The 13,284-nt window shown below is 71.6% G+C and carries 12 protein-coding genes; 8 read left to right on the top strand and 4 right to left on the bottom strand.

Going from position 1 to position 13,284, the window contains the following annotated elements; all coding sequences use genetic code 11:
• The first annotated feature begins 202 nt into the window (after window positions 1-202).
• A complete protein-coding gene (locus ACX9I7_RS05600; protein WP_387577386.1) occupies window positions 203-1,846 on the top strand; it encodes a protein kinase domain-containing protein in 1,644 nt (547 codons plus the stop codon).
• A gap of 126 nt (window positions 1,847-1,972) precedes the next feature.
• Here ACX9I7_RS05600 and ACX9I7_RS05595 read toward each other — a convergent pair whose 3' ends face one another.
• The 3 genes from ACX9I7_RS05595 to ACX9I7_RS05585 form a co-directional block, all read right to left on the bottom strand.
• The gene (locus ACX9I7_RS05595) at window positions 1,973-3,043 is read right to left on the bottom strand and encodes a phosphotransferase (protein ID WP_459386682.1); all 1,071 of its coding nucleotides are present in this window, start codon (window positions 3,041-3,043) and stop codon (window positions 1,973-1,975) included.
• 15 nt (window positions 3,044-3,058) lie between these two features.
• A complete protein-coding gene (locus tag ACX9I7_RS05590; RefSeq protein WP_189455614.1) occupies window positions 3,059-3,508 on the bottom strand; it encodes a pyridoxamine 5'-phosphate oxidase family protein in 450 nt (149 codons plus the stop codon).
• A gap of 100 nt (window positions 3,509-3,608) precedes the next feature.
• The gene (locus ACX9I7_RS05585; protein ID WP_387577390.1) at window positions 3,609-4,268 is read right to left on the bottom strand and encodes a response regulator; all 660 of its coding nucleotides are present in this window, start codon (window positions 4,266-4,268) and stop codon (window positions 3,609-3,611) included.
• Between the two features lie 364 nt (window positions 4,269-4,632).
• Between ACX9I7_RS05585 and pdhA the strand changes: the two genes are divergently transcribed.
• The 6 genes from pdhA to ACX9I7_RS05555 all read left to right on the top strand — a co-directional run bounded on the left by pdhA (window position 4,633) and on the right by ACX9I7_RS05555 (window position 11,451).
• Window positions 4,633-5,778: a pyruvate dehydrogenase (acetyl-transferring) E1 component subunit alpha gene (pdhA, locus tag ACX9I7_RS05580; protein WP_189455618.1), complete on the top strand. Its 1,146-nt coding sequence runs from the start codon at window positions 4,633-4,635 to the stop codon at window positions 5,776-5,778.
• A 2-nt stretch (window positions 5,779-5,780) separates the two neighbouring features.
• Complete coding sequence (locus ACX9I7_RS05575; protein WP_189455620.1) at window positions 5,781-6,761, top strand: alpha-ketoacid dehydrogenase subunit beta; 981 nt, start codon at window positions 5,781-5,783, stop codon at window positions 6,759-6,761.
• Between the two features lie 21 nt (window positions 6,762-6,782).
• Entirely contained in the window at window positions 6,783-8,231 is a 1,449-nt protein-coding gene (locus ACX9I7_RS05570) for a dihydrolipoamide acetyltransferase family protein (protein ID WP_459386742.1), read from the top strand.
• A gap of 303 nt (window positions 8,232-8,534) precedes the next feature.
• On the top strand, window positions 8,535-9,353 hold the full coding sequence (locus ACX9I7_RS05565; protein ID WP_459386741.1) for a helix-turn-helix transcriptional regulator: 819 nt from the start codon (window positions 8,535-8,537) through the stop codon (window positions 9,351-9,353).
• Between the two features lie 98 nt (window positions 9,354-9,451).
• Window positions 9,452-10,114 carry a GntR family transcriptional regulator gene (locus ACX9I7_RS05560; RefSeq protein WP_459386681.1) on the top strand — a complete coding sequence of 221 codons (663 nt, stop codon included), beginning with the start codon at window positions 9,452-9,454 and terminating at the stop codon, window positions 10,112-10,114.
• A 59-nt stretch (window positions 10,115-10,173) separates the two neighbouring features.
• Window positions 10,174-11,451, top strand: a complete 1,278-nt coding sequence (locus ACX9I7_RS05555) for an MFS transporter (RefSeq protein ID WP_459386740.1) — start codon at window positions 10,174-10,176, stop codon at window positions 11,449-11,451.
• Between the two features lie 14 nt (window positions 11,452-11,465).
• Here the strand turns inward: ACX9I7_RS05555 and ACX9I7_RS05550 are convergent, their stop codons facing one another.
• Window positions 11,466-12,296 (bottom strand): maleylpyruvate isomerase family mycothiol-dependent enzyme, encoded by an 831-nt coding sequence (locus ACX9I7_RS05550; protein ID WP_387577397.1) that lies wholly within the window; start codon window positions 12,294-12,296, stop codon window positions 11,466-11,468.
• Window positions 12,297-12,487: 191 nt separating this feature from the next.
• On the opposite strand from ACX9I7_RS05550, the gene ACX9I7_RS05545 reads away from it, so the two are divergent.
• On the top strand, window positions 12,488-13,267 hold the full coding sequence (locus ACX9I7_RS05545) for a carbon-nitrogen family hydrolase (RefSeq protein ID WP_358623705.1): 780 nt from the start codon (window positions 12,488-12,490) through the stop codon (window positions 13,265-13,267).
• The last annotated feature ends 17 nt before the right edge of the window (window positions 13,268-13,284 follow it).

Below are 13,284 nucleotides of genomic sequence, written 5' to 3'. Positions count from 1 at the left end.
CCGTGACCGGATGCGCGACAAGGTGTCACGGGATTTGCCTTGCTCGTACCGGTACGGGTTTGATAGCCGGTCCATCCCGGACCGGGACACGTCGCAAAGCCTGTAGCGTGCCCTAGCGGAAGACAGCTTTCTCGAGTGACCCCGCGCAATCGACTTCCGGTGAGAAGCGGCGGCGGCGGACCAGAGACGACGGCGAGGACTGATGGCACAGACGCAGAGCGCCCAGGGTCCGTCCGACCCTGACGCCAACGGGGGCGGCATGCCCGATGTGCCTGAAATGTGGGGTAACGGCGGGCTGGTCGGCGACGGCCGCTACCGGCTGACCCACCGGCTGGGCCGGGGCGGCATGGCGGAGGTCTTCGCCGCCGAGGACGTACGGCTGGGCCGTACCGTCGCGGTGAAGCTGCTCCGCGCGGATCTCGCCGAGGACCCGGTCTCCAAGGCGCGTTTCACCCGTGAGGCACAGTCCGTGGCCGGCCTGAACCACCACGCCGTGGTGGCCGTCTACGACTCCGGCGAGGACACCGTCGGCCGCAACGTCGTGCCGTACATCGTCATGGAGCTGGTCGAGGGCCGCACCATTCGCGACCTCCTGCTCAACGCCGAGGCGCCGCCGCCGGAGCAGGCGCTGATCATCGTCTCCGGGGTGCTGGAGGCGCTGGCCTACAGCCACCAGCACGGCATCGTGCACCGCGACATCAAGCCCGCCAACGTGATCATCACGAACACGGGCGCGGTCAAGGTCATGGACTTCGGCATCGCCCGCGCCCTGCACGGCGCGGCGTCCACCATGACCCAGACCGGCATGGTCATGGGCACGCCCCAGTACCTCTCGCCGGAGCAGGCCCTCGGCAAGACCGTCGACGCCCGCTCGGACCTCTACGCCACCGGCTGTCTGCTCTACGAACTGCTGGCCCTGCGCCCGCCGTTCACCGGTGAGACCCCGCTCTCGGTGGTCTACCAGCACGTCCAGGACACCCCCGTGCCGCCGTCGCAGGTGCAGCCGTCGGTGCCGCCGGAGCTGGACGGGCTCGTCATGCGCTCCCTCGCCAAGGACCCGGACGACCGGTTCCAGAGCGCGGAGGAGATGCGCGGGCTGGCCCAGTACGCGCTGCAGATGCTGCACGACGCGGGCAGCCACACGGGCCAGTGGAACACCGGCCCGGTCGACGAGGCCGCCGCCGCCACCCAGGTCATGGGCGGCATGGGCCTCGGCGGCGGTGTGGGCGCCACGGCGGCCATGCCGCACTCGCAGCACGGCAACACCTCGCAGCAGCCGGTGATCCCGCGCCGCCAGGGCGCCGACGACGGCGGTTTCGACGGCTACAACGGCGGTTACAACGGCGGCCGCGGCGGCTCGGGCGGCGGCAGGGGCAAGACGTGGCTGATCGCCGCGCTCGCGGTGGTCGCGGTCGTGGCGGGCATCGCGTTCGTGGTCAAGGGCATGAACACGGGCAACACCAGCAACCAAAAGACGACCACGGACAAGGTGTCCACCACCCCCAGCGCGCCGTCGTCGCCCAGTGGCAGCGAGAAGGCCAGCAAGAAGCCGTCCAAGGGCCACACGTCCGACACGAACACCGGCACGGGCAGCGACAGCGGCGACTGGAACGACAACACCTGGGACCGCTCGCGCGAGCCCGCGGACGATTCGACCAAGCACCCGAGCAAGAAGCCGTCCGGCAATCCGTCGGACAACCCCTCGGGCGGCACGGACCCGTCGACCAACCCGTCCAAGACCCCGGACGACGGGAAGCCGCCGACCCACACGGCGGACCCGCCGGACAAGGGCACCCCGGGCACCACGACGCAGGGCGGCGCCAACCAGGGCCCCGTCGGCGGCTGAGCCGACGCGAACGAGGCCGGACCCCATCTCGGGGTCCGGCCTCGCGCCGTTCGTGCGCTCGGTGGGCGCAAACGCCCGGTCCGTGAAAACGCTCGATCCGGGAAGCGCCTCAGTCCGGGAAGCGCCTCAGTCCGTGAAGGCGGCGCGCACCGACTCGTACGCGCTCGTCCACCACACCGCCAGCGCCGCCGAGGACGGGAAGCCGGGGTCGGCGCGGTGGTCGCGCAACTGGTAGCGCCAGCGCAGCATCCAGAAGTCGTTCAGCCGCTCCCACCACACCCGGTGGACGGCGGCGCCGAGCTCCGCCGCGTCCGCGCCGGTGACCCGGCGGTAGGCGCGCGCGTAGGGGCGTATCTTCGCCAGGTCCAGCGTGCCGTCCGGGCGCAGGAAGAAGATCACCGCGGCCCGTACGGCCTCCTCGGCGCGCGGCTGGACGCCCAGCCGGTCCCAGTCGACGATCGCGGCGGGCTCGGCGCCCCGGTAGAGCAGGTTGAGCGGGTGGAAGTCGCCGTGCACCCAGCCCCGGGCGGGGATGGCGGCGGCGGGCGGGCGCCGGTGGGCGTGCAGCTCCAGCAGCGCGCGGCGCTCGACGAGGCGGTGCTCGGCCAGTTCGTCGAAGGAGTCGCGGGGGCGGCTGCCCTCCCCCCGGCGGATCAGGCCCAGCAGCTCCTCGATCAGCGCGAAGGTGTCCTCGGGGTCGGCCGCCGCGTCCGGGGCCGCTCCGGCGCCCTGGAAGGCCCTCTCAGGGCCTTCCATGACCTGCTCCAAGGTTTTGTGCACCCGGCCCAGCAGCGCGCCCAGGCGGCGCGACTGGGCGGCCGTGAGCTCGCCCCCGTCCCGGTGCCGGCCCTCGATCCACGGGTGCAGCGCGTAGCAGCGGCCGCCGACGACCACGACGGTCTCGCCGGCGGCGGCCGCCACGGGCGGCGCGACGGGCAGGCCGAGCGCGCCCAGTCGGCGGGTGGCCTCGTGCTGGCGGGCGATGGCGTCCCGGTCGCCGTCCAGGTGGTGCTTGAGGAAGAAGCGGCCGCGCGTGGTGGTGAGCCGGTAGCCGCGGTTGAGCAGGCCCTCGGTCAGCGTGTCGCAGGCGACGGGCTCGCCGGCCCTGTCGTAGCGGCGCAGCAGGGCGCGCAGGGTGCCGGTGTCGGGTCCGGTGTCGGCTGGGGCATCGGCATAGGTGACAAGTGAGCGCGGCACGCCCCAAATGTTAGTTCACGCTGAGTGCGCGGGCCGTCGCGCGGGTACGCCCTCGAGGTGGTGCAGCGTGATGAACTGAGGTTCTATGCACAGGTATTCGGGGACGAAGGGCGCGTCGTCGGCGGAGTGGGGGGCGCGGCCGAATAGCCGGAGCTCCTCCGGTCCGGGTACGAAGATCCGCGCTGTGCCGACGAACTGGACGGTCCAGACGGATTCGTCGCCCTCCTCGCGGTCGGCGAGGTTGTCGGCACCGTACGCCACGACGCTGCCGTCACAGGCCTGGGCGTAGCCGAAGCCGCCGTGCAGCCGCATGAGGACCTTTCCGTCGACGACGACATGGCGGGCGACGGTGACGAAGGGCAGGGCGCGCATGCTCACCGAGACCCTGCCGTAGGGCGTGCGGGAGAGCAGTTCGAGCGCGCGGTACTCGTCCGCTCGGTATCCGTCGTGGGGCGCGGTTGGCATGGGCACCACTCTGCCCTGCCGTCGCTCGCGTCTCGTAGGGGCCACCCGCCCCGGATGTCCGGGACCTAGGTCCCGTCGAGCGTGCCGCCCGGGCCGCTCGTTAGCGCTTCTCCGCCTGGAGCCGGGCCACATAGGCGGCGGCCTGGGAGCGGCGCTCCATGCCCAGCTTGGAGAGCAGGCTGGAGACGTAGTTCTTGATGGTCTTCTCGGCCAGGTGCAGCCGTTCGCCGATGGCGCGGTTGGTCAGGCCCTCGCCGATCAGGTCGAGGATGCGGCGCTCCTGGTCGGTGAGGGAGGCGAGCCGGTCGTCGCCCCGGGAGGTCCTGCCGTCGCGCAGCCGCTCCAGGACGCGCGCGGTGGCCACGGGATCGAGCAGGGATTTGCCGGCCGCCACGTCGCGCACGGCGGAGAGGAGCTCATTGCCGCGGATCGCCTTGAGGACATAGCCCGCCGCGCCCGCCATGATGGCGTCGAAGAGTGCCTCGTCGTCCGCGTACGAGGTGAGCATCAGGCATTTGATGTTTTCGTCCTGCGAACGGATCTCACGGCATACTTCTACTCCGCTGCCATCCGGAAGACGAACGTCCAGTACGGCGACGTCCGGTCTGGTGGCGGGAATGCGCGTCAGCGCGTCCGCGGCGGTTCCGGCCTCGCCCACGACCTCGATGTCCGGCTCCCCGGCGAGCATCTCGTGGACGCCGCGACGTACGACTTCATGGTCGTCAAGCAGAAATACCGTGATTTTTCCTTGTTCGCGCACGGTGCCAGTCTCGCACGTCAAGTCTTCCCCCGCCCTTGTCCGGCGGGATAACGTGCCCCCGTTCCGACGGCGGTTCGCAAGGCGCTGACCAGTGGATTGGCACTTCCATTGGCCCGGCTTTCTCGATTTACTTGGATTTCCAAGCAAAATCGCAGGTCAGGCGGGGTTTCGCAGGAATGCCTCGCACTGGGTAACGTGCTTATTGCAGGCCATTCGCCGGGGCAACCTGTCACGCCCGGTTCCGGCCTCGGCACACCCACCCCGTGTGCCGTCGGGGATCGAGCGAGCCTCTTCCCGCCTCACGGCGGGGAGACCCCCTCTGGCCGCCGGCGACCCCGGGGGCCGGACAGACGGAGGAGCACACGTGACCGTGGACAGCACTGCCGCGCGCAAGTCGCGACGCAGCGGCGGCAAGCGCGCCGTGGCCAAGAAGGCCACCGGCGAGCCCGAGCTCGTACAGCTGCTGACGCCGGAAGGCGAGCGGGTCGAGCACCCGGACTACTCCATCGACCTGTCGCCCGAGGAACTGCGGGGTCTGTACCGGGACATGGTGCTGACCCGCCGCTTCGACGGCGAGGCGACGACCCTGCAGCGGCAGGGCGAACTGGGCCTGTGGGCCTCGCTGCTGGGCCAGGAGGCCGCGCAGATCGGCTCCGGCCGGGCCACCCGCGACGACGACTACGTCTTCCCGACCTACCGCGAGCACGGCGTCGCCTGGTGCCGCGGGGTCGACCCCACGAACCTGCTGGGCATGTTCCGCGGCGTGAACCACGGCGGCTGGGACCCCAACGAGAACAACTTCCACCTGTACACGATCGTCATCGGCTCCCAGGCGCTCCACGCCACCGGCTACGCCATGGGCGTCGCCAAGGACGGCGCGGACTCCGCCGTGATCGCCTACTTCGGCGACGGCGCCTCCAGCCAGGGCGACGTGGCCGAGGCCTTCACCTTCGCCGCCGTCTACAACGCGCCGGTCGTCTTCTTCTGCCAGAACAACCAGTGGGCCATCTCCGAGCCCACCGAGAAGCAGACCCGCGTCCCGCTCTACCAGCGCGCCCAGGGCTACGGTTTCCCCGGCGTCCGGGTCGACGGCAACGACGTGCTGGCCGTCCTGGCCGTCACCAAGGCCGCCCTGGACCGCGCCCGCACCGGCGAGGGCCCGATGCTGATCGAGGCGTTCACCTACCGCATGGGCGCCCACACCACCTCCGACGACCCCACCCGCTACCGCCGCGACGAGGAGCGGGAGCTGTGGGAGGCGAAGGACCCGATCCTGCGCCTGCGCGCCCATCTGGAGCGCGAGGGCCTCGCCGACGAGGCGTTCTTCGCCGGCCTGGAGACCGAGAGCGACGCGCTCGCCAAGCGGGTCCGCGACACCGTGCGCGCCATGCCCGACCCCGACCACATGGCGATGTTCGAGCACACCTACGCCGACGGCCACGCGCTGGTCGACGAGGAGCGCGCCCAGTTCGCCGCGTACCAGGCTTCGTTCGCAGAGGAGACCAACTAGCCATGAGCGTCGAGAAGCTCACGATCGCCAAGGCGATCAACGCCTCCCTGCGGACCGCCCTGGAGACCGACCCCAAGGTCCTGATCATGGGTGAGGACGTCGGCAAGCTCGGCGGCGTCTTCCGCGTCACCGACGGCCTCCAGAAGGACTTCGGCGAGGACCGCGTCATCGACACGCCGCTGGCGGAGTCCGGCATCGTCGGCACCGCGATCGGCATGGCGCTGCGCGGCTACCGGCCGGTGGTGGAGATCCAGTTCGACGGTTTCGTCTTCCCGGCGTACGACCAGATCGTCACGCAGCTGGCGAAGATGCACGCCCGCGCGCTCGGCAAGATCAAGCTGCCCGTCGTCATCCGCATCCCCTACGGCGGCGCGATCGGCGCGGTGGAGCACCACAGCGAGTCGCCGGAGTCGCTGTTCGCGCACGTGGCCGGTCTGAAGATCGTGTCGCCGTCGAACTCCGCCGACGCCTACTGGATGATGCAGCAGGCCATCCAGAGCGACGACCCGGTCATCTACTTCGAGCCCAAGCGGCGCTACCACGACCGCTCCGAGGTCGACACGGCCGCGATCCCCGGTCCGCTGCACGCCGCGCGCACGGTCCGCGAGGGCACGGACCTGACGCTGGTGGCCTACGGCCCGATGGTCAAGACGTGTCTGGAGGCCGCCGCGGCGGCCGCGGAGGAGGGCAAGTCGCTGGAGGTCGTGGACCTCCGGTCGATCTCGCCCATCGACTTCGACGCGATCCAGCGTTCGGTGGAGAAGACCCGCCGGCTGGTCGTCGTCCACGAGGCGCCCGTCTTCTTCGGCTCGGGCGCCGAGATCGCTGCCCGGATCACCGAGCGCTGCTTCTACCACCTGGAGGCCCCCGTCCTGCGGGTCGGCGGCTACCACGCCCCCTACCCGCCGTCCCGGCTGGAGGACGAGTACCTGCCGGGCCTGGACCGTGTGCTCGACTCCGTCGACCGCGCGCTGGCGTACTAGGGACGAGGAAGAGTCGTGACGATGACCGCTAACAACCAGCGCTTCCGTGAGTTCAAGATGCCGGACGTCGGCGAGGGACTCACCGAGGCCGAGATCCTCAAGTGGTACGTGAACGTCGGCGACACGGTCGCCGACGGACAGGTGGTCTGCGAGGTCGAGACCGCCAAGGCAGCCGTGGAGCTGCCGATCCCGTTCGACGGCGTGGTGCACGAGCTGCGCTTCGGCGAGGGCACGACGGTGGACGTCGGCCAGGTGATCATCTCGGTGGACACCCAGCCCGGCGCGGGGCCCGCGGAGGAGGCCCCGGCGGCGGCCCCGGCCGCCACCGAGGAGCCCGAGCCGGAGCAGCAGGGCCGCCAGGCCGTGCTGGTCGGCTACGGCGCCGCCCCGTCCTCGACCAAGCGCCGGCCGCGCAAGGCGCCCGCCGCCGCGCCGGCCACGACCGTCGCCGCCGCCATCCAGGCCGAGCTCAACGGGCACGCGGCGGCCCCGGCCGCTCCCGTCGCCCCGGCCGCACCGGAGCCCGCTCCGGCGGCTGCCCCGGTGGCCACCGCGCCCGCGTCGCCCGTTGGTGCTCGTCCGCTGGCCAAACCTCCGGTGCGCAAGCTCGCCAAGGACCTCGGCGTCGACCTGGCCGCGGTCGTGCCGACGGGCCCCGGCGGGGTCGTCACCCGGGAGGACGTCCACGCCGCGCTGACCGCCGGGAACCAGGCCGTCGCCGAGCCGGCCGCGGAGGCCGCGCCCCCCGCCGCGCCCGTCGCGAGCGGCGCGCGGGAGACCCGGATCCCCGTCAAGGGCGTCCGCAAGGTCACCGCCCAGGCGATGGTCGCCAGCGCCTTCACCGCGCCGCACGTCACGGAGTTCGTCACCGTCGACGTCACCCGCACGATGAAGCTCGTCCAGAAGCTCAAGGCCGACCCCGACATGGCCGGTCTGCGCGTCAACCCGCTGCTGCTCGTCGCCAAGGCCCTGCTCGTGGCGGTCAAGCGCAACCCGGACGTCAACGCGGCCTGGGACGAGGCGAACCAGGAGATCGTCCTCAAGCACTACGTCAACCTGGGCATCGCGGCGGCGACGCCGCGCGGGCTGATCGTGCCGAACATCAAGGACGCGCAGGAAAAGACGCTCCCGGAGCTCTCGCGTTCGCTGTCCGACCTCGTGGCCACCGCGCGCGAGGGGAAGACGTCCCCGGCGGACATGTCCGGCGGCACCATCACCATCACCAACGTCGGCGTCTTCGGCGTCGACACCGGTACGCCCATCCTCAACCCGGGCGAGTCCGCGATCCTGGCCTTCGGCGCGGTCAAGCTCCAGCCGTGGGTCCACAAGGGCAAGGTCAAGCCGCGTCATGTCACCACGCTGGCGCTCTCCTTCGACCACCGCCTGATCGACGGCGAGCTCGGCTCCCGCTTCCTCGCGGACATCGCCGCCGTCCTGGAGGACCCCAAGCGCCTGATCACCTGGGCGTGACCGGACCGTCTCCGGAAGCCCACGGGCTCCCGGAGATGCGTTCATAGGCCATATAAAACCGGCTCGGCGGTCCGGAAAACGGGCGGAAGGGCCGAGAGGTCACGTACAGGACAGAGGGCCCGGACGCTCTCTCCTCACCCCCCTCCAGTGAGGAGAGAGCATGGCGTCCGGGCCCTCTGTCCGTGTGCGGAGCGGCCTCGGGGCATCACCCCGGCAGAGGGTGGAATGGCCCGTGCTGGGCAATTTACTTAAGATTGACCGACACTTGCACTGTCGGATTGGGAGGCCGCTTTGAAGGCCGCGGTGGACCGCGCGGACGACGGTGAATCCATCAGCCGTCTGCTCCGGGCCTGGCGGGGCCGCGTCGACGCGCGGACGGTCCGCGAGCTGCGCGGGGTTTTTCCCAGACCGGGGCGTCGGCTTTCGCAGGCGCATGTCGCGCGGATGACCGGCGTCAGCGAGGGCTGGTACCGCGCGCTGGAGGCCGGCCGTCGGCAGGACTTCTCCGAAAGGTTTCTGCTGAGGGTCGCCGAGGCCCTCCGGCTCAGCGAGGCGGAGACGCTCACCCTCTTCCTCGCCGTCTCCGGCCGCCGCCCACCCGAGGCCGGGCGCGACCGCACGGATCTCCCCCGGGGCGTCCAGACCCTGCTCCATCAGCAGGTCACCTACCCCGCCTACCTCTCCGACGGCGCCTGGAACGTCGTCGCCGCCAACGCGCTCATGGGCGAGTGGTTCCCCTGGGTCCTGCGCCCCCGGCCCAATCTGATGCGCTGGGCGCTCCTCGAACCCGAGGCCCGCGAGCAGATGCTCGACTGGGAGGACTCCTGCGCCCGCGTCTACCTCGCCATGCTCCGCGTCGCCGCCAACAGCAACCCCGGCAACGCCGAACTGCGCGCACTCGTCCAGGAGATCCTCGACTCCGACGCCGACTGCCGCCGTATCTGGGCCGAGGAGCACGACGTGGTCGAGCACCGCGACGGCCATGACTTCCGGCTGCGCCTGCCGTACCACGGGCACGCCGAGGTCCGCGTGACCAGCCATGTGCTGCTGCCCATACAGCGCACGGATCTGCGCTTCGTCTTCATCACTCCGGCGGACGGCTGGGCGGGCGTCGCGAGGTGACGTTTCGCCGGCGCGCCGGAGCCGGCTCCTAGACGGACGATCGTCCGTATCGCGGACAGGGTCTCATCACGCATCTGTGTTGTATCTATGCTGTGCGCATGTCGAGCGCCCCCACCGTCCAGAGCAGACGTCCCGCCGCCGCCGACCGTGTCTACGCGCATGTGAAGGACGCCGTACTGCAACGGCGTTACGAAGGCGGCACGCTCCTCACCGAAGGCGATCTGGCGCAGGCCGTCGGGGTCTCCCGGACCCCGGTGCGCGAGGCGCTGCTGCGGCTGGAGGGCGAGGGGCTGCTCAAGCTCTACCCGAAGAAGGGGGCGCTCGTGCTGGCCGTGTCCGCACAGGAGATCGCGGATGTGGTGGAGACCCGGCTGCTGGTCGAGAAGTACGCGGCGGGCAAGGCCGTACCGGCCCCGCCGGGGCTGATCGCCCGGCTGGAGGAGCTGGTGGACGAGATGCGGGAGCAGGCCGCGGTGGGCGATCTGAACGCCGTCTCCCGCAGCGACCGCGCCTTCCACGCGGAGATCGTGCGCAGCGCGGGCAACCGCATCCTCTCCGACCTCTACGAGCAGCTGCGCGACCGGCAGCTGCGGATGGGCGTGGCCGTGATGCACGCCCACCCCGACCGGATCGCCAAGAACATCGCCGAGCACACCGAGATCCTCACCGCCCTGCGCTCCGGGGACGCCGAGGCGGCGACGGACATCGTCCACCGGCACGTCAGCTGGGTCCGCAACCTCGCCCGAGGGGAGACTCGGTGAGCGCCGGCGGGGGCGCCGCACCGGGGCTGCCCGGCGACCCACCCGGTGGCCGCCGGGCCATGGTCGTCTGGGGCGTCGGCGTCACCGTCTACTTCGTCGCGATCATCTTCCGCACCAGCCTGGGGGTCGCCGGCATCGACGCCGCCGACCGCTTCCACGTCGGCGCCTCCGCGCTGTCGACGTTCTCCATACTCCAACTGCTCGTCTACGCGGGCATGCAAATACCCGTCGGCCTGATGGTCGACCGGATGGGCACCAGGAGGGTGCTCGCCCTGGGCGCGGTGCTCTTCACCACCGGCCAGCTCGGCTTCGCCTTCGCCCACTCCTACGGCGCGGCGCTCGCCTGCCGGGCCCTGCTGGGCTGCGGCGACGCCATGACCTTCATCAGCGTGCTGCGGCTGGGCGCCCGCTGGTTCCCCGCCCGCCGGGGCCCGATGATCGCGCAGGTGGCGGCGCTCATCGGGATGGGCGGCAACCTCGTGTCGACCGTCGTCCTGTCCCGGCTGCTCCACGACATCGGCTGGACCCCGGCCTTCGCGGGCAGCGCGGCCGCCGGTCTCGTCGCCCTGGCCCTGCTCCTGCTGTTCCTGAAGGACCACCCCGAGGGGTACGAGCCCGCCCCCGGCCCCCGTCCGGGCAAGGGCGCGGTGCGAAGGCAGCTCGTGGGGGCGTGGCGGGAGCCCGGCACCCGGCTGGGTCTGTGGACGCACTTCACCACCCAGTTCCCCGCGATGGTCTTCCTGTTGCTGTGGGGCATGCCGTTCCTGGTGGAGGCCCAGGGGCTGGGCAGGGACACGGCGGGCACCCTGCTGACGCTCGTGGTGCTGTCCAACATGGGCGTCGGCCTGGTTTACGGACAGGTCGTCGCCCGCCACCACGAGGCCCGGCTGCCCCTCGCGCTGGGCACGCTCGCGGCGACGGCCCTGCTGTGGGCGGCGGTCCTCTCCTGGCCCGGGGCGCACGCGCCGCTGTGGCTGCTGGTCACGCTGTGCGTGGTGCTCGGCGCCTGCGGCCCGGCCTCGATGATCGGCTTCGATTTCGGCCGCCCCGCGAACCCGCCCGAGCGCCAGGGCACCGCCTCCGGCATCGTCAACATGGGCGGCTTCCTCGCCACCATCACGACCCTGCTGGTCGTGGGCGTCCTGCTGGACGCCACCGGTGGCAGCTACCGGATCGCCTTCTGCGCCGTCTTCGTCCTCCAGGCGCTCGGGTTGTCGCGGATCCTGCTGCTGCGCGGTCCGGCGCTGCGGCGCGAGCGGGAACGGATCGTGGCGTCGCGCGTGACGACCGTGCACGTACCGGTGCGGGACAACGAGGGCGGTGGACTGCGCGCCTGAGCGGCCTCACGGGCTCAGGGGGTGACCGCGAACTCCCGGAGGACCGACCACGCCAGTTCCTGATCGCCCTCGGTCTTGATCCGGTCGGCCACCGCCTCCGCCCGGACGCGCCCGCACGCGAGGCGCACATAGGTCTCCCAGTCCAGGATCAGCGTCGCCGTGGGCCCCAGGGAGACGCTGCCGTCGATCGTCCCCCTGCCGTTCGGGCCGACCCGCACGGTGCGCAGGAACTCCAGCGGGCCGTGCACGTCGAAGGCCACCGTCGTGCCCGGCCGCGCCCCGGCGTCCTGGGCCACCACCTGGGGCAGCGCCGCCAGCAGCATGTCCCGGGCGATGACGGCGGCGGGCGAGTCGAGGTTGCCGGGGACGCCCAGGGCGCGCCGGAGGTCCTGCTCGTGGGCCCAGACGTCGAAGGCCCGCATGGCCAGCGTCCGTTCGAGCGTCCGCTCGCTGCCACCGCCCAGCGGCCAGCGGACGGTCGCCTGGGGGGAGCGTTGCTCGTTGCGCAACTGCCGGGACCGCCGGATGATCGTGTAATCCAGCTCCGAGGTCATCTCCGGTGCCGTGTGACAGCGCCGCACATCCACCTGGACCTCGATGTAGCGCGAGAACTCATCGGTGACGTGCCGCAGATCGCGCGGGAGGGTGTGGATCGGCCGTGGCTCGCCCAGCATTTCGCACTCCACGCCGATGATGTGCGAGACCACGTCCCGGACGGACCAGCCGGGACACTCGGTGGCCCGGTTCCAGTCACTCTCGGCCAGGGGGTTGACCAACTCGTGCACGGATTCGATGGATTGGGTCCAGGCGTCGATCGCGGGCTGAAGGCTGGGGTGGACTGTCACGGGCGGATCCCTCGGCGGTGCTGGGCGGCGGCTGCGGTGACGTGGCGGGCGACGGACGACGGCGGGCCGCGGCGGGCTGGCGGCGGGCTGCGGGGCGAGCGAGGCTGTCGGGGTTCTCACTCGTTAAGTTACGCTGCGGACGGTCGCCACGGCAGAGGTTTCGTGTGACGCATGCGGAGAGTGGTGGTACTGTGCGCGCTTCCCTGGTCCAGTTCGATGTCGATCCGTTCGAACCGGTCGCCGCGCGCCGTGAGCGCGCCGCCGGGCTCGTCCGGTCGCTGGGCGACAGCGATCTCGTGGTGCTCCCGGAGCTCTGGCCCGTCGGCGCCTTCGCCTTCGAGTCCTTCACCACCGAGGCCGAGCCCCTCGACGGCCCCACGGCCGAGGTCATGGCGGCGGCCGCCCGGGACGCGGGCGTCTGGCTGCACGCGGGCTCGATCGTCGAACGGGCCGCCGACGGGGCCCTGTTCAACACCTCGCTCGTCTTCTCGCCCGACGGCGCGCTCGTCCGCACGTACCGGAAGATCCACCGCTTCGGCTTCGACAAGGGCGAGGCGGTCCTGATGAGCGCGGGCACGGACCCCGTCACCGTGCCCCACCCGAAGGCCACGCTGGGCCTGGCGACCTGCTACGACCTGCGCTTCCCCGAGCTGTTCCGGGCCCTGGTCGACGCGGGCTCGCGGCTCTTCGTCGTCCCGGCGGGCTGGCCGGAGCGCCGCCGCGAGCACTGGACCCTGCTCGCCCGCGCGCGGGCCGTGGAGAACCAGTCCTACGTCCTCGCCTGCGGCACGGCGGGCACCCACGCGGGCGTCGAGCAGGCCGGCCACAGCATCGTCGTCGGCCCGTGGGGCGAGGTCCTGGCGGAGGCGGGCGCGGACGAGGAGGTGCTGACCGTCGACCTGGACCCGGCGCGGGTCGACATGGTCCGCGAGGAATTTCCGGCGCTGAAGGACCGCGTGCTCGGGCGATAGCCCGGGATTCCCGAGGC

This window comes from Streptomyces sp. L500, from assembly GCF_054551825.1.
This window is presented reverse-complemented; position numbering and strand designations above follow the sequence as displayed.

Bases quoted from the DNA above. Each gene is read 5' to 3' on its own strand.
- ACX9I7_RS05575 (WP_189455620.1), top strand. From the start codon at position 5,781: ATGAGCGTCGAGAAGCTCACGATCGCCAAGGCGATCAACGCCTCCCTG.
- ACX9I7_RS05560 (WP_459386681.1), top strand. From the start codon at position 9,452: ATGTCGAGCGCCCCCACCGTCCAGAGCAGACGTCCCGCCGCCGCCGAC.
- ACX9I7_RS05600 (WP_387577386.1), top strand. From the start codon at position 203: ATGGCACAGACGCAGAGCGCCCAGGGTCCGTCCGACCCTGACGCCAAC.
- ACX9I7_RS05590 (WP_189455614.1), bottom strand. From the start codon at position 3,508: ATGCCAACCGCGCCCCACGACGGATACCGAGCGGACGAGTACCGCGCG.
- ACX9I7_RS05555 (WP_459386740.1), top strand. From the start codon at position 10,174: ATGGTCGTCTGGGGCGTCGGCGTCACCGTCTACTTCGTCGCGATCATC.
- ACX9I7_RS05570 (WP_459386742.1), top strand. From the start codon at position 6,783: ATGACCGCTAACAACCAGCGCTTCCGTGAGTTCAAGATGCCGGACGTC.